Annotated in this window: 14 protein-coding genes; 12 read left to right on the top strand and 2 right to left on the bottom strand. The window is 55.1% G+C overall.

Annotated features, from left to right (window positions below; all coding sequences use genetic code 11):
* Positions 1-31 precede the first annotated feature (31 nt).
* The 12 genes from bamA to tilS all read left to right on the top strand — a co-directional run bounded on the left by bamA (position 32) and on the right by tilS (position 15,730).
* Positions 32-2,464 carry an outer membrane protein assembly factor BamA gene (gene bamA, locus ACMGGE_RS12705; RefSeq protein ID WP_048028440.1) on the top strand — a complete coding sequence of 811 codons (2,433 nt, stop codon included), beginning with the start codon at positions 32-34 and terminating at the stop codon, positions 2,462-2,464.
* 122 nt (positions 2,465-2,586) lie between these two features.
* Positions 2,587-3,081, top strand: a complete 495-nt coding sequence (gene skp / locus ACMGGE_RS12700; protein WP_045907838.1) for a molecular chaperone Skp — start codon at positions 2,587-2,589, stop codon at positions 3,079-3,081.
* A 3-nt stretch (positions 3,082-3,084) separates the two neighbouring features.
* The gene (gene lpxD / locus ACMGGE_RS12695) at positions 3,085-4,110 is read left to right on the top strand and encodes a UDP-3-O-(3-hydroxymyristoyl)glucosamine N-acyltransferase (RefSeq protein WP_023345460.1); all 1,026 of its coding nucleotides are present in this window, start codon (positions 3,085-3,087) and stop codon (positions 4,108-4,110) included.
* Positions 4,111-4,212: 102 nt separating this feature from the next.
* Positions 4,213-4,668, top strand: a complete 456-nt coding sequence (gene fabZ, locus ACMGGE_RS12690; protein WP_010426706.1) for a 3-hydroxyacyl-ACP dehydratase FabZ — start codon at positions 4,213-4,215, stop codon at positions 4,666-4,668.
* A 3-nt stretch (positions 4,669-4,671) separates the two neighbouring features.
* Positions 4,672-5,460: an acyl-ACP--UDP-N-acetylglucosamine O-acyltransferase gene (lpxA, locus tag ACMGGE_RS12685; RefSeq protein ID WP_045907839.1), complete on the top strand. Its 789-nt coding sequence runs from the start codon at positions 4,672-4,674 to the stop codon at positions 5,458-5,460.
* Positions 5,460-6,608, top strand: a complete 1,149-nt coding sequence (gene lpxB / locus ACMGGE_RS12680) for a lipid-A-disaccharide synthase (protein WP_069720180.1) — start codon at positions 5,460-5,462, stop codon at positions 6,606-6,608. The genes lpxA and lpxB overlap by 1 nt, the downstream gene beginning before the upstream one ends.
* Positions 6,605-7,201: a ribonuclease HII gene (gene rnhB, locus ACMGGE_RS12675; protein WP_045907841.1), complete on the top strand. Its 597-nt coding sequence runs from the start codon at positions 6,605-6,607 to the stop codon at positions 7,199-7,201. Before lpxB ends, rnhB begins: the two co-directional genes overlap by 4 nt.
* A gap of 38 nt (positions 7,202-7,239) precedes the next feature.
* Positions 7,240-10,722 (top strand): DNA polymerase III subunit alpha, encoded by a 3,483-nt coding sequence (gene dnaE, locus ACMGGE_RS12670; RefSeq protein WP_045355195.1) that lies wholly within the window; start codon positions 7,240-7,242, stop codon positions 10,720-10,722.
* 12 nt (positions 10,723-10,734) lie between these two features.
* Complete coding sequence (gene accA / locus ACMGGE_RS12665; protein ID WP_420293823.1) at positions 10,735-11,694, top strand: acetyl-CoA carboxylase carboxyl transferase subunit alpha; 960 nt, start codon at positions 10,735-10,737, stop codon at positions 11,692-11,694.
* Positions 11,695-11,794: 100 nt separating this feature from the next.
* The gene (locus ACMGGE_RS12660; RefSeq protein WP_420293822.1) at positions 11,795-13,927 is read left to right on the top strand and encodes a lysine decarboxylase LdcC; all 2,133 of its coding nucleotides are present in this window, start codon (positions 11,795-11,797) and stop codon (positions 13,925-13,927) included.
* 65 nt (positions 13,928-13,992) lie between these two features.
* The gene (locus ACMGGE_RS12655) at positions 13,993-14,382 is read left to right on the top strand and encodes a VOC family protein (protein WP_023293230.1); all 390 of its coding nucleotides are present in this window, start codon (positions 13,993-13,995) and stop codon (positions 14,380-14,382) included.
* Between the two features lie 58 nt (positions 14,383-14,440).
* Positions 14,441-15,730 (top strand): tRNA lysidine(34) synthetase TilS, encoded by a 1,290-nt coding sequence (gene tilS / locus ACMGGE_RS12650; RefSeq protein ID WP_420293821.1) that lies wholly within the window; start codon positions 14,441-14,443, stop codon positions 15,728-15,730.
* Between the two features lie 28 nt (positions 15,731-15,758).
* On the opposite strand, the gene rof is transcribed toward tilS, so the two are convergent.
* Together rof and ACMGGE_RS12640 are read right to left on the bottom strand one after the other, a co-directional pair.
* Entirely contained in the window at positions 15,759-16,019 is a 261-nt protein-coding gene (rof, locus tag ACMGGE_RS12645; RefSeq protein ID WP_024907532.1) for a Rho-binding antiterminator, read from the bottom strand.
* On the bottom strand, positions 16,006-16,206 hold the full coding sequence (locus ACMGGE_RS12640) for a YaeP family protein (RefSeq protein WP_008501889.1): 201 nt from the start codon (positions 16,204-16,206) through the stop codon (positions 16,006-16,008). Before ACMGGE_RS12640 ends, rof begins: the two co-directional genes overlap by 14 nt.
* Positions 16,207-16,357 lie beyond the last annotated feature (151 nt).

Raw genomic sequence — 16,357 nt, 5'->3', positions numbered from 1 at the left:
GAGAGTTAGTTAGGAAGAACGCATAATAACGATGGCGATGAAAAAGTTGCTCATAGCGTCGCTGCTGTTTAGCAGCGCCACCGTATACGGTGCTGACGGGTTCGTAGTGAAAGACATTCATTTCGAAGGCCTTCAGCGTGTCGCCGTTGGTGCGGCCCTCCTCAGTATGCCTGTGCGCCCCGGCGATACGGTTAATGATGATGATATCAGTAACACCATCCGTGCTCTGTTTGCCACCGGCAACTTCGAGGATGTCCGCGTCCTGCGCGATGGTGATACGCTGCTGGTACAGGTAAAAGAACGTCCAACGATCGCCAGTATCACTTTCTCCGGCAACAAGTCGGTGAAAGATGACATGCTCAAGCAAAACCTTGAAGCATCCGGTGTTCGTGTGGGGGAGTCTCTGGACCGCACAACCCTTTCAGACATTGAAAAAGGTCTGGAAGACTTCTACTACAGCGTCGGTAAATACAGCGCCAGCGTGAAAGCGGTTGTTACTCCGCTGCCACGTAACCGTGTTGACCTGAAGCTGGTCTTCCAGGAAGGTGTTTCTGCGAAGATCCAGCAGATCAACATTGTCGGCAACCACGCGTTCAGCACCGACGAACTGATCTCCACCTTCCAGCTGCGCGATGAAGTGCCATGGTGGAACGTGGTAGGCGATCGCAAATACCAGAAACAGAAACTGGCGGGCGACCTTGAAACCCTGCGCAGCTACTATCTGGATCGTGGTTACGCGCGTTTCAATATCGACTCGACTCAGGTGAGTCTGACGCCGGACAAGAAAGGCATCTACATTACGATCAACATCACTGAAGGCGATCAGTACAAGCTTTCGGGTGTTGAGGTAAGTGGTAACCTGGCGGGGCATTCTGCTGAAATCGAATCGCTGACCAAAATTCAGCCAGGCGATCTCTATAGCGGTTCCAAGGTCACCAAAATGGAAGACAGCATTAAGAAGCTGCTCGGCCGTTATGGTTATGCCTATCCGCGCGTACAGACTCAGCCGGAAATCAATGACGCGGATAAAACCGTTAAGCTGCACGTGAATGTTGACGCGGGTAACCGTTTCTACGTGCGTAAGATCCGCTTCGTCGGTAACGACACCTCCAAAGACTCCGTTCTGCGTCGCGAAATGCGTCAGATGGAAGGCGCATGGTTAGGTAGCGATCTCGTTGATCAGGGTAAAGAGCGTCTGAACCGTCTGGGCTATTTTGAAACGGTGGACACCGACACCCAGCGCGTACCGGGCAGCCCGGATCAGGTTGATGTCGTTTATAAAGTGAAAGAGCGTAACACCGGTAGCTTCAACTTCGGTGTGGGCTACGGTACCGAAAGCGGCGTCAGCTTCCAGGTCGGCGTGCAGCAGGATAACTGGCTGGGTACGGGTTACTCTGTCGGAATTAACGGTACCAAAAACGACTACCAGACTTACTCTGAGTTCTCTGTAACGAACCCATACTTCACCGTTGACGGTGTGAGCCTGGGCGGTCGTATCTTCTATAACGACTTTAAAGCAGACGATGCGGATCTGTCCTCGTACACCAACAAGAGTTACGGTGTGGACGGTACGCTTGGCTTCCCGATCAACGAATACAACACCCTGCGTGCGGGCTTAGGTTACGTGCATAACGACCTGTCCAATATGCAACCGCAGGTGGCGATGTGGCGTTATCTGGATTCTATTGGCCAGTCAGCGAGCACCACCAGCGATAATAACGGTTTTGCGGCGGATGACTTCACCTTCAACTACGGCTGGACCTATAACCGTCTCGACCGTGGCTACTTCCCAACGGAAGGTTCTCGCGTCAACCTGAACGGTAAAGTCACCGTGCCGGGCTCCGATAACGAGTTCTATAAGGTGACGCTGGATACCGCGTCCTACTTCCCGATCGATGACGATCATAAGTGGGTGGTTCTGGGACGTACCCGCTGGGGCTATGGTGATGGTTTAGGCGGCAAAGAACTGCCGTTCTATGAAAACTTCTATGCCGGTGGTTCCAGCACCGTACGTGGCTTCCAGTCCAACAACATTGGTCCGAAAGCGGTTTACTACGGCGGGAACGACAAGGATAACTGCGATAAATCCGCTACAGATGCAAACGGTAATAAAAATGTCTGTAGCTCCGATGACGCAGTCGGCGGTAATGCTATGGCCGTTGCCAGCCTGGAGTTCATCACTCCAACGCCGTTTATCAGCGATAAATACGCGAACTCCGTCCGTACGTCCTTCTTCTGGGATGCGGGCACGGTGTGGGATACCAACTGGCAGAATACGGCCCAGATGCGTGCGGCAGGTGTTCCTGACTACAGCGATCCGAGCAATATTCGCATGTCTGCCGGTATCGCATTACAATGGATGTCACCGCTGGGGCCGTTGGTCTTCTCTTACGCCCAGCCGTTTAAGAAATATGATGGAGATAAGTCGGAGCAATTCCAGTTTAACATTGGTAAAACCTGGTAATAATCCGCAGCAAAGGAATGCGTTGGCAGTGTAGCGCTGACAACTGGCGATCGGTAAAACGATCGCCTTGCCACGCAAAGAACGGTACCTTCTGGTGCCAATGGGATGGTAAGGAGTTAATTGTGAAAAAGTGGTTATTAGCTGCAGGTCTCGGTTTAGCGATGGCAACTTCTGCTCAGGCAGCAGACAAAATTGCAATCGTCAACATGGGTAATTTGTTCCAGCAGGTTGCACAGAAAACAGGTGTTTCTGCGACTCTGGAAAACGAATTCAAAGGCCGTGCAAGCGAACTGCAGGGTATGGAAAATGATCTTCAGTCCAAAATGCAGCGTCTGCAGCGTGATGGTTCTACCATGAAAGCAAGCGACCGCAGCAAGCTGGAAAAAGACGTAATGGCTCAGCGCCAGACGTTCTCCCAGAAAGCGCAGGCTTTCGAGCAGGATCGTCAGCGTCGTTCTAACGAAGAACGCGGCAAGCTGGTGACTCGCATTCAGACCGCTGTTAAAGCAGTGGCTGCCGATCAGAGCATCGATCTGGTTGTTGATGCGAACGCCGTTGCTTTCAACAGCAAAGATGTTAAAGACATCACTGCTGATGTTCTGAAACAGGTTAAATAAGTAATGCCTTCAATTCGACTGGCTGATTTAGCTCAGCAGTTGGATGCAGAATTACACGGTGATGGCGATATCGTCATCACCGCTGTTGCGTCCATGCAATCTGCTAAAGCTGGCACGATTACCTTCATGGTAAGCCCTAAGTACCGTGAGCAACTGGCTCAATGCCAGGCGTCAGCTGTTGTTCTGACGCAGGACGATCTTCCATTTGCCACTGTAAGCGCGCTGGTAGTGAAAAACCCCTACCTGACGTATGCACGCATGGCTCAAATTCTTGATACCACGCCGCAACCGGCCCAGAACATTGCTGCCAGCGCAGCGATTGATGAGACGGCCAGGCTGGGTAACAACGTCGCCGTTGGGGCGAATGCGGTTATCGAATCCGGCGTTGTGCTGGGCGATAACGTCGTCATTGGCCCAGGCTGCTTCGTTGGGAAAAATACGAAAATCGGCGCGGGGACCCGTTTGTGGGCCAATGTGTCCGTTTATCATGACGTGGAAATTGGCGAAAACTGCCTCGTTCAGTCCAGCACCGTGATTGGTTCTGATGGCTTTGGTTACGCCAACGATCGCGGTAACTGGGTGAAGATCCCGCAGCTTGGTCGCGTCATTATTGGCGATCGCGTGGAGATCGGCGCCTGTACCACCATTGACCGTGGCGCGCTTGACGACACGATCATTGGCAATGGTGTTATCATCGATAACCAGTGCCAGATTGCGCATAACGTTGTGATTGGCGACAATACCGCGGTTGCAGGTGGCGTCATCATGGCGGGCAGCCTGAAAATTGGCCGTTATTGCATGATTGGCGGTGCGAGCGTGATTAATGGCCATATGGAAATTTGCGACAAGGTGACCGTGACGGGAATGGGCATGGTAATGCGTCCTATCACTGAACCTGGCGTCTATTCGTCCGGCATTCCGCTTCAGCCCAACAAGGTATGGCGTAAAACAGCAGCTCTGGTGATGAACATTGATGATATGAGCAAGCGCCTCAAGTCTCTTGAGCGTAAGATCGATCAACAAGACTAAGCGTCATCCGTTGAACGCTATTTTTCCCGGCCTGTCGGCTTTCTAATAAACCGGCAGGCCGTGTTATTATTGTTATCAGTACATTTTGACAGGAAGAGTATTTTGACTACTGACACTCATACTCTGCATATTGAAGAGATTTTAGAACTTCTGCCGCACCGCTACCCGTTTCTGCTGGTAGACCGTGTGCTGGATTTTGAAGAAGGTCGTTTTCTGCGCGCAGTGAAAAATGTTTCCGTGAACGAGCCGTTCTTCCAGGGGCACTTCCCTGGTAAGCCTATCTTCCCGGGTGTGTTGATTCTGGAAGCGATGGCTCAGGCTACCGGTATTCTGGCGTTCAAAAGCGTCGGTAAACTGGAGCCAGGTGAGCTGTATTACTTCGCGGGTATTGATGAAGCGCGCTTTAAGCGCCCTGTCGTGCCTGGTGATCAGATGATCATGGAAGTCACTTTTGAAAAAACGCGTCGTGGCCTGACTCGCTTCAAAGGCGTAGCGCTGGTTGACGGCAAAGTTGTTTGCGAAGCGACGATGATGTGTGCTCGTAGCCGGGAGTCCTGATACGTGATTGATAAATCCGCCTTTATTCATCCTACCGCGATTGTGGAAACCGGTGCCATCATTGGTGCTAACGTCCACATTGGCCCGTTTTGTATTGTTGGACCCCATGTCGAAATTGGTGAGGGTACAGTACTGAAATCTCACGTTGTCGTGAATGGTCACACGACCATTGGCTGCAATAACGAGATCTATCAGTTCGCCTCCATCGGCGAAGTTAACCAGGATCTGAAATATGCTGGTGAGTCGACCCGTCTGGAAATTGGCGATCGTAACCGTATTCGCGAAAGCGTCACCATTCATCGTGGAACAGTACAGGGTGGTGGGTTGACGAAGGTGGGCAGCGATAACCTGTTTATGGTGAATGCGCATATCGCGCACGACTGTACCGTGGGTGACCGCTGTATTCTTGCCAACAACGCCACGCTGGCAGGACACGTATCGGTTGATGACTTCGCCATCATTGGTGGCATGACCGCAGTCCATCAGTTCTGCATCATTGGTGCGCACGTGATGGTCGGTGGATGCTCCGGTGTGGCGCAGGACGTCCCACCGTATGTGATTGCGCAGGGCAACCATGCCACGCCGTTTGGTGTGAACATCGAAGGCCTCAAGCGTCGTGGCTTTAGTCGCGAAGCGATTACTGCCATCCGCAACGCGTACAAACTGCTGTATCGCAGCGGTAAAACGCTGGAAGAGGCGAAGCCGGAAATTGCCGAACTGGCGAAAAAGCACCCGGAAGTGGACGCGTTCATGGAGTTCTTTGACCGTTCAACAAGGGGTCTGATTCGTTAATGGTCGACAGTCGTCCGCTTACGATAGCCCTGGTCGCCGGAGAAACCTCCGGCGATATTCTTGGTGCAGGTCTCATCCGTGCGCTTAAGGCGCGTGTACCCAATGCTCGCTTTGTCGGCGTTGCTGGCCCGCTGATGCAGGCTGAAGGCTGTGAAGCCTGGTACGAAATGGAAGAGCTGGCCGTGATGGGTATCGTTGAGGTGCTGGGACGGCTGCGCCGTTTGCTGCACATTCGTGCCGATCTCACCCGCCGCTTTACCGAACTCAAACCCGATGTGTTTGTCGGTATCGATGCACCTGATTTCAATATTACCCTCGAAGGGAACCTGAAAAAGCAGGGCATTAAAACCATTCACTACGTCAGTCCGTCCGTCTGGGCGTGGCGACAGAAACGCGTTTTCAAAATCGGACGGTCCACCCACCTGGTGCTGGCTTTCCTGCCTTTCGAAAAAGCGTTTTACGACAGATTTAATGTTCCGTGCCGTTTTATCGGTCATACCATGGCGGATGCAATGCCACTGGATCCGGATAAAAACGCGGCGCGCGACATGCTGGGCATTCCCCATGATGTGCACTGTCTGGCCTTGCTGCCGGGCAGCCGTGGCGCAGAAGTGGAGATGCTGAGCGCTGATTTCCTCAAGACAGCGCAAATTCTTCGCCAGACGTACCCCGATCTCGAAGTGGTCGTGCCGCTGGTGAATGCCAAACGCCGCGAGCAGTTTGAGCGCATCAAAGCAGACGTCGCCCCGGATCTTCACGTCCGTCTTCTGGACGGGCAAGGGCGGGAAGCAATGTATGCGAGCGATGCCGCACTGCTGGCCTCCGGCACGGCGGCGCTGGAATGTATGCTGGCGAAATGCCCGATGGTGGTCGGTTATCGCATGAAGCCGTTTACCTTCTGGCTGGCAAAACGTCTGGTGAAAACGGATTATGTCTCCCTGCCAAACCTGCTTGCCGGGCGCGAGTTGGTGAAAGAGCTGCTGCAGGATGAGTGCCAGCCGCAGGCGCTTGCGGAGGCGCTGCTGCCGCTGCTGGCCAACGGTAAAACCAGCCACCAGATGCACGATACCTTCCGCGAACTGCATCAACTGATCCGCTGTCATGCTGATGAGCAAGCGGCCGATGCGGTGCTGGAGTTAGCAAAATGATGGAATTTGTTTATCCTCACACCCACCTTGTGGCGGGCGTGGATGAAGTGGGTCGTGGTCCGTTAGTGGGAGCCGTGGTGACCGCTGCGGTGATCCTCGACCCGGCTCGGCCGATCGTCGGGCTGAACGACTCTAAAAAATTGTCTGAAAAGCGCCGGCTAGCGCTGTTTAGTGAGATTCAGGAGAAAGCGCTGGCCTGGAGCCTCGGGCGCGCTGAACCGCATGAGATAGACGAGCTGAATATTTTGCACGCCACGATGCTGGCGATGCAGCGTGCGGTAGCGGGGCTGAAAATCGCCCCTGAATATGTCCTGATTGACGGCAACCGCTGTCCGGCACTGCCCATGCCTTCAATGGCAGTGGTCAAAGGCGATAGCCGGGTCGCAGAAATTAGCGCAGCTTCTATTATTGCCAAAGTGACACGCGACGCCGAAATGGCTGCGCTGGACCTCACTTACCCTCAGTATGGTTTCGCCCAGCATAAGGGATATCCCACACCTTTCCACCTGGAGAGGCTGGCTGAACATGGCGCAACCGAACACCATCGGCGCAGTTTTGGCCCGGTAAAACGCGCCCTGGGACGGGTGTCCTGAATCATTACGCAAGCAATTAAGTAACGCGGAATCTGAAGATGGCTGAACCACGTTTCGTACACCTGCGGGTGCATAGCGACTACTCCATGATCGATGGGCTGGCGAAGACCGGGCCGCTGGTAAAAAAGGCGGCCTCTCTTGGCATGCCCGCGCTGGCGATCACCGATTTTACCAACCTGTGTGGCCTGGTGAAGTTCTACGGAACGGCGCACGGCGCGGGGATGAAGCCCATCGTCGGTGCAGATTTTCATGTGCAGAGCGATCTCATCGGCGATGAAATGACGCAAATCTCCGTGCTGGCGATGAACAACACGGGTTATCAAAACCTCACCCTGCTTATCTCAAAAGCCTATCAGCGCGGCTATGGCGCGCTGGGGCCGTGGATCGACCGTGACTGGCTGGCCGAGCTGAACGAAGGGCTGCTGCTGATATCGGGTGGCCGTATGGGTGACGTCGGCAAATGTCTGCTGCGCGGCAATAGTGCGCTGGTGGATCAATGCGTCTCGTTCTATGAAGAATATTTCCCGAATCGCTATTACCTGGAGTTGATCCGTACCGGCCGTCAGGATGAAGAGAGCTATCTTCATGCCGCGGTGGCGCTCGCAGAAGAGCGCGGGTTGCCCGTGGTGGCCACCAACGACGTGCGGTTCCTTGAGGCGGGTGATTTCGACGCGCATGAGATTCGCGTGGCGATCCACGATGGTTTCACCCTCGACGATCCGAAGCGACCGCGTAATTACTCTGCACAACAGTACATGCGCAGCGAAGAGGAGATGTGTGAGCTCTTCTCCGATATCCCCGAAGCGCTGGAAAACAGCGTAGAGATTGCCAAGCGCTGCAACGTCACCGTCCGCCTCGGCGAATACTTTCTGCCGCAGTTCCCGACGGGAGATATGACCACGGAAGATTTCCTGGTCGCGAAATCAAAAGAAGGTCTGGAAGAGCGTCTGGAATTCCTGTTCCCGGATGAAGAAGAGCGTAAAAAGCGTCGCCCTGAATATGACGAACGGCTGGACATTGAACTCCAGGTGATCAACCAGATGGGCTTCCCGGGCTACTTCCTGATCGTTATGGAGTTTATCCAGTGGTCGAAGGATAACGGCGTGCCGGTCGGACCGGGGCGTGGCTCCGGTGCAGGTTCGCTGGTGGCGTATGCACTGAAAATTACCGACCTCGATCCGCTGGAATTCGACCTGCTGTTCGAACGTTTCCTCAACCCGGAACGTGTCTCGATGCCCGACTTCGACGTCGACTTCTGCATGGAGAAACGCGATCAGGTGATCGAGCACGTGGCCGATATGTACGGCCGTGACGCGGTATCGCAGATCATTACCTTCGGTACGATGGCGGCGAAAGCGGTTATCCGTGACGTGGGCCGCGTGCTGGGCCACCCGTACGGGTTTGTTGATCGCATCTCTAAACTGGTGCCGCCCGATCCGGGCATGACGCTGGCAAAAGCCTTTGAGGCTGAACCGCAGCTGCCGGAAATCTACGAAGCGGACGAAGAAGTCAAAGCGCTGATCGACATGGCGCGCAAGCTGGAAGGCGTCACGCGAAACGCCGGTAAGCATGCAGGGGGCGTGGTTATCGCCCCGACTAAAATTACGGATTTTGCACCGCTTTACTGCGATGAAGCGGGCCAACACCCGGTTACCCAGTTTGACAAGAACGACGTAGAATACGCCGGGCTGGTGAAGTTCGACTTCCTTGGCCTGCGTACGTTGACCATCATCAACTGGGCGCTGGAGATGATCAACGCCCGCCGCGAGAAGAACGGCGAGCCGCCGTTGGATATCGCGGCCATCCCGCTGGATGACAAGAAAAGTTTCGACATGCTGCAGCGCTCGGAGACCACCGCCGTCTTCCAGCTTGAATCCCGCGGCATGAAAGATCTGATTAAGCGTCTGCAGCCCGACTGCTTCGAAGATATGATCGCGCTGGTGGCCCTGTTCCGTCCGGGCCCGCTGCAGTCAGGGATGGTAGATAACTTTATCGACCGTAAGCACGGGCGCGAAGAGATTTCCTACCCGGACGTTCAGTGGCAGCACGAAAGCCTGAAGCCGGTGCTGGAGCCCACCTACGGCATCATCCTGTACCAGGAACAGGTGATGCAGATCGCCCAGGTGCTTTCCGGCTATACCCTCGGCGGCGCGGACATGCTGCGTCGTGCGATGGGTAAGAAAAAGCCGGAAGAGATGGCCAAGCAGCGCTCCATCTTTGAAGACGGTGCGAAGAAAAACGGCGTTGACGGCGAACTGGCGATGAAAATTTTCGACCTGGTGGAGAAATTCGCCGGGTACGGATTTAACAAATCCCACTCCGCCGCCTATGCTTTGGTGTCGTATCAAACGCTGTGGCTGAAGGCGCACTATCCTGCTGAGTTTATGGCTGCGGTAATGACCGCGGATATGGACAACACCGAGAAGGTGGTGGGGCTGGTGGATGAGTGCTGGCGCATGGGGCTGAAGATCCTGCCGCCGGATATCAACTCGGGTCTTTACCATTTCCACGTTAATGACGACGGGGAGATCGTTTACGGGATTGGCGCGATCAAGGGCGTAGGTGAGGGGCCGATCGAGGCGATCATCGAAGCGCGCAACAACGGCGGCTATTTCCGCGAACTGTTCGATCTTTGCGCCCGTACCGATACCAAAAAACTGAACCGCCGCGTGCTGGAAAAACTGATCATGTCCGGCGCGTTCGACAGGCTGGGGCCGCACCGCGCCGCGCTAATGAACTCGCTGGGCGACGCCCTGAAAGCGGCGGATCAGCACGCGAAAGCGGAAGCCATTGGCCAGGCGGATATGTTCGGGGTGCTGGCGGAAGAGCCGGAGCAGATTGAACAGTCGTATTCCAACTGCCAGCCGTGGCCAGAACAGGTGGTGCTGGACGGCGAGCGTGAAACGTTAGGCTTGTACCTGACGGGTCACCCGATCAACCAGTACATTAAAGAAATTGAGCGCTATGTCGGCGGCCACAGGCTAAAAGACATGCATCCGACAGAACGTGGTAAAATCACCACGGCTGCGGGGCTCGTGATTGCTGCAAGGGTTATGGTCACCAAGCGCGGCAATCGTATCGGCATCTGTACGTTGGATGACCGTTCCGGGCGTCTGGAGGTGATGCTGTTCACCGACGCGCTGGATAAATACCAGCAATTGCTGGAAAAAGACCGCATACTTATCGTCAGCGGACAGGTCAGCTTTGATGACTTCAGTGGGGGGCTTAAAATGACCGCCCGCGAAGTGATGGACATTGACGAAGCCCGGGAAAAATATGCTCGCGGGCTTGCTATCTCGCTGACGGACAGGCAAATTGATGACCAGCTTTTAAACCGACTCCGTCAGTCTCTGGAACCCCACCGCTCGGGGACAATTCCAGTACATCTCTACTATCAGAGGGCGGATGCACGTGCGCGGTTGCGCTTTGGTGCAACGTGGCGTGTCTCTCCGAGCGATCGTTTACTGAACGATCTCCGTGGCCTCATTGGTTCGGAGCAGGTGGAACTGGAGTTTGACTAATACAGGAATACTATGAGTCTGAATTTCCTTGATTTCGAACAGCCGATTGCTGAGCTGGAAGCGAAAATCGATTCTCTGACAGCGGTAAGCCGTCAGGATGAAAAACTGGATATTAACATCGACGAAGAAGTGCATCGTCTGCGCGAGAAAAGCGTAGAGCTGACGCGCAAAATCTTTGCCGATCTCGGCGCATGGCAGGTGGCCCAGCTGGCTCGCCATCCACAGCGTCCGTACACCCTGGATTATGTCCGCCTGGCGTTTGACGAATTTGACGAACTGGCAGGCGATCGCGCATACGCTGACGACAAAGCTATCGTTGGCGGTATCGCGCGTCTGGACGGACGCCCGGTGATGATCATTGGTCATCAGAAAGGTCGTGAAACCAAAGAGAAAATCCGTCGTAACTTCGGTATGCCAGCCCCAGAAGGCTACCGTAAAGCCCTGCGTCTGATGGAGATGGCTGAGCGTTTCAACATGCCAATCATCACCTTCATCGACACCCCGGGTGCCTACCCTGGCGTGGGCGCGGAAGAGCGCGGTCAGTCTGAAGCCATCGCACGCAACCTGCGCGAGATGTCTCGTCTGAAGGTGCCGGTCATCTGTACCGTTATCGGTGAAGGGGGTTCCGGTGGCGCGCTGGCGATTGGCGTGGGCGATAAAGTGAATATGCTGCAGTACAGCACCTATTCCGTTATCTCCCCGGAAGGCTGTGCGTCCATTCTGTGGAAAAGTGCCGACAAAGCACCTCTGGCTGCCGAAGCGATGGGCATCATTGCGCCACGTCTGAAAGAGCTTAAGCTGATCGATTCCATCATCCCTGAACCGCTGGGTGGTGCACATCGTAAGCCAGAAGTGATGGCCGCGTCCCTGAAAGCGCAGCTGCTGGCCGATCTGGCCGACCTAGACATGCTGAGCAAAGAAGATCTGCTCAACCGCCGTTACCAGCGTCTGATGACTTACGGCTACGCGTAAGCTTCACAATTATCTGAAAAGCCGCACAATGTTGCGGCTTTTTTTATACCTGCGGTTTAGCCGGACTATGCTTAGCTAATGTTTTTTAAGGAGGAAGCCCATGAATATCATTGCCGTTATGGGGCCACACGGCGTCTTTTATAAAGATGAGCCGATTAAGGAGCTGGAGCAAGCCCTGCAGTCGCGCGGGTATCAGCTAATCTGGCCGCACAACAGCGCCGATCTGCTGAAGTTCATCGAGCATAACCCGCGTATCTGCGGCGTGATCTTCGACTGGGATGAATATGACCTCGAACTGTGCAGCGATATCAACAAGTTGAACGAATATCTCCCGCTGTACGCCTTTATTAATACCCACTCAACCATGGACGTCAGCGCCAATGATATGCGTATGGCGCTGTGGTTCTTTGAATATTCACTCGGCGTGGCGGAAGACATTGCGACCCGCATTCAGCAGTACACGAATGAATATCTCGATAACATTACGCCACCGTTTACCCGGGCGCTCTTCACCTACGTGAAAGAGGGAAAATATACCTTCTGTACGCCGGGCCATATGGCGGGAACGGCCTACCAAAAAAGCCCGGTCGGCTGCCTGTTCTATGATTTCTTTGGTGGCAACACGCTGAAAGCGGACGTGTCCATTTCAGTCACCGAACTAGGCTCGCTGCTGGATCATACCGGCCCGCATCTGGAAGCTGAAGAGTATATCGCCCGCACCTTTGGGGCCGAGCAGAGCTATATGGTGACCAACGGCACTTCGACCTCGAACAAAATCGTCGGGATGTACGCCGCGCCTGCGGGCAGCACCTTGCTGATTGACCGTAACTGCCATAAATCGCTGGCGCACCTGCTGATGATGAGTGACGTCGTACCGCTCTGGCTGTCACCCACGCGTAACGCGCTCGGTATTCTTGGCGGCATTCCGCGCCGGGAGTTCATGCATGAAGCCATTGAAAGCAAGGTCGCGGCAGTGGCCGGCGCAGGCTGGCCTGTCCATGCGGTGATCACCAACTCGACCTATGACGGTCTGCTGTACAACACGAACTGGATCAAAAAGACGCTGGATGTGCCGTCGATCCACTTCGATTCCGCGTGGGTACCGTACACCAATTTTCACCCGATTTACGCGGGTAAGAGCGGCATGAGCGGTGAGCGCGTGCCGGGTAAAGTGTTCTTCGAAACGCAGTCGACGCACAAAATGCTGGCGGCGTTTTCCCAGGCTTCACTGATTCACATCAAAGGCGAGTATGACGAAGAGACCTTTAACGAAGCCTTTATGATGCATACCACCACCTCACCGAGCTATCCGCTGGTGGCGTCTATCGAAACGGCCGCGGCGATGCTGCGTGGCAATCCGGGCAAACGTCTCATCAACCGTTCGGTGGAGCGCGCGCTGCATTTCCGCAAAGAGGTTCAGCGGCTGAAAGAGGAAGCCGACGGCTGGTTCTTTGATATCTGGCAGCCGGAAGAGATTGATGAGGCGGAGTGCTGGCCCGTCTCGCCCGGCGAAGACTGGCATGGTTTCCGGGATGCCGATTGCGACCATATGTTCCTCGACCCGGTAAAAGTGACGATCCTGACGCCAGGCATGGATGAGCAGGGAAAGATGAGCGAGGAAGGTATTCCGGCCGCGCTGGTCGCGAAATTCCTTGATGAACGTGGCGTGGTGGTGGAGAAGACCGGGCCCTATAACCTGCTGTTCCTGTTCAGTATCGGGATCGATAAAACCCGGGCGATGGGGCTGTTGCGCGGTCTGATGGAGTTCAAGCGCGCCTACGATCTCAACCTGCGGGTAAAGAACATGCTGCCGGATCTCTATGCGGAGGATCCCGACTTCTACCGTAATATGCGCATTCAGGATCTGGCCCAGGGGATCCACAGGCTGATCCGTCAGCACGATCTGCCGCGTCTGATGCTTCAGGCGTTTGATGTGTTGCCGGAGATGAAGTTTACCCCGCACAAGGCGTGGCAGCGCCAGGTGAGAGGGGAGGTCGAAACCGTCGAGCTGGAAAATCTGGTTGGACGCGTATCGGCCAACATGATCTTGCCTTACCCGCCGGGCGTACCGCTCCTGATGCCAGGAGAGATGATTACCGAGGAGAGTCGGGCGGTGCTCGATTTCCTGCTGATGCTCTGTTCGGTAGGGCGTCACTACCCCGGTTTTGAGACGGATATCCACGGTGCGAAGCGCGACGAAAACGGCGTTTACTGGGTGCGAGTCCTAAAATAAGGGTGACCGCTTGCATGGTGCGGGTTTTCGGTTGTAACGTTCAGGCATCATAAAAAGGAGAAGCTATGCTGGGTTTAAAACAGGTTCATCATATTGCGATCATTGCGACCGATTACGCGAAGAGTAAGGCCTTCTACTGCGACATTCTCGGCTTTACGCTGTTGAGCGAGGCGTACCGCGAGGAGCGCGACTCCTGGAAGGGCGATCTGGCGTTAAACGGGCAGTATGTGATTGAACTGTTCTCTTTTCCTTTTCCGCCTGCGCGTCCGTCCCGCCCGGAAGCCTGCGGCCTGCGCCATCTCGCCTTCAGCGTCGATGACCTGGATAGCGCAGTAAAACATCTGGAAGCGCACGGCGTGACGTGTGAAGCAATCCGCGTCGATCCGTTCACCGACAAGCGCTTTACCTTTTTCAACGACCCGGACGGCCTGCCGCTGGAGCTTTATCAGCAGTAATCTTCGTCCTGTGTGATAATGCCCGCTCAGTTCGGGCATTTTTTATGTGTAATTCCCTATGACCTTACCCGCTATCGCACACGCCGTTTCACCGTACCGCCAGTTGCTGGTGGGGTTTAGCGGTGGCCTGGATTCCACCGTTCTGCTCCATCGTCTTAAGCGTTGGCGCGACCAGGAGCCTGACGTCCAGCTGCGGGCGATACATGTTCATCACGGATTAAGTCCTCACGCAGAGGAGTGGGTGGCGCACTGCGAAGCCTTGTGTGCGGCATGGGCGATCCCGCTCCTCGTCGAGCGCGTCACGCTGGTAGAGGAAGGGCTGGGCATCGAGGCGCAGGCGCGTAAAGCCCGCTATGCCGCGTTTGCCGGGGCATTACATGCTGGAGAAGCGCTGGTCACGGCCCAGCATCTGGACGATCAGTGTGAAACCTTTCTGCTGGCGCTTAAGCGGGGAAGCGGACCAGCGGGGCTTTCTGCCATGCCGGCGCGTTCGGTATTTGCCGGCACAACGTTACTGCGTCCGCTGCTTGGCGAGACGCGCGCCTCGCTTGAAGCCTGGGCGCGAGAACATCAGCTGAGCTGGATCGAAGATGAGAGTAACCAGGATGACGGCTATGATCGTAACTTTCTGCGTCTGCGCGTCCTCCCGCTATTGAGCGAGCGCTGGCCGCATTTTGCCGACGCGACGGCAAGAAGCGCTATGCTGTGCGCCGAACAGGAAACGCTGCTGGACGAGCTGTTGAGTGACGAGCTGGCTGAACTGATTTCTAAAGACGGTGCGCTGGCGATTGCACCGCTGACAGCGATGAGCCCGGTACGTCGCGCCGCGCTGCTACGACGCTGGCTGGCCTCTCATCACGCTGCGATGCCGTCGAGGGCGATGCTGAGCCGTATCTGGGACGAGGTTGCCCTGGCGCGGGACGATGCTTCCCCGCGCGTCCATCTGAACGGTTTTGACGTAAGACGCTATAAAGGGGAACTCTGGTGGGTAAAATCAACGCCCTGCCTGACGGATGTGGTGCTCGACTGGCTTTCTCCTGAGCTTCCGCTGATATTGCCCGCTGAGGCTGGACGTATCTCCCTCATACCGTCTGGTCATGTGCGGCCGCCGAAGCCCGGTGAACCGGTAACGGTACGCTTTAAGGCTGGCGGCATGCTGCATATTGTCGGGCGCAACGGGGGCCGCAAGCTGAAGAAAATCTGGCAGGAGTGCAATGTGCCACCGTGGCTGCGCGACACCACGCCGCTGCTGTTCTATGGTGAAACGTTGATTGCTGCGGCAGGGGTTTTCATCACGGAAGCGGGATGGGCGGAAGACGGGGTCAGGTTTGATTGGCAGAAAGCGTAACGGGCAGCCTGGCTGCCCGTTAGTGTCATCAGGATTCGCTCACCACGACGGTGCCGATTTGCGGGTGGCTGAAGCTGGCTATTTTATCCAGACGCAGCTCACGCGTCGCACCGGCATCTTCCACTATCAGGTATTCCACGTTCTTACGTGAAACCAGATCGTTGGCTTTCGCCTTCAACACTTCGCCATCTTTTAGCTCCAGCGTCAGTAATAAATGATGCTGGCAGGCGAGTTCGAGGTTGTCATAGTCATCACAATTGATGGGTTGATAAGTATCATTCATCGACATAATCGCTCACCAGTAAATTCGCCGCAGCATACGCTGCTTTTTCCCTGACCGACTCTGAAAGGCTCTCATCAGAGGCCACTTCATTAAGCACTTTCAATACACAGCCCAACGCGTCCGGGACATACCCCAGATCTCCGCTGGCGATTTCCGCATACCGTTTGCGAATTAACTCACAATAATTATTCACATCCCCTCCCGCCAGCGCACTGACTTACTGTGAGATATCATTAAGCCTACGAAGATAAACTCGGTTTAGCAAGGTGACTATACCATACTCATTTAAGCAATATCAGCGCCTTGATAGCGGTGTATTTATCACCCTACAACAGCCTTTTGCC

It is taken from the genome of Enterobacter sp. BNK-22, from assembly GCF_048684805.1.
In the GTDB taxonomy this organism is placed as follows: domain Bacteria; phylum Pseudomonadota; class Gammaproteobacteria; order Enterobacterales; family Enterobacteriaceae; genus Enterobacter; species Enterobacter quasiroggenkampii.
The sequence above is the reverse complement of the archived record's forward strand: the minus strand, read 5'-3'. Positions and strand labels throughout refer to the sequence as shown.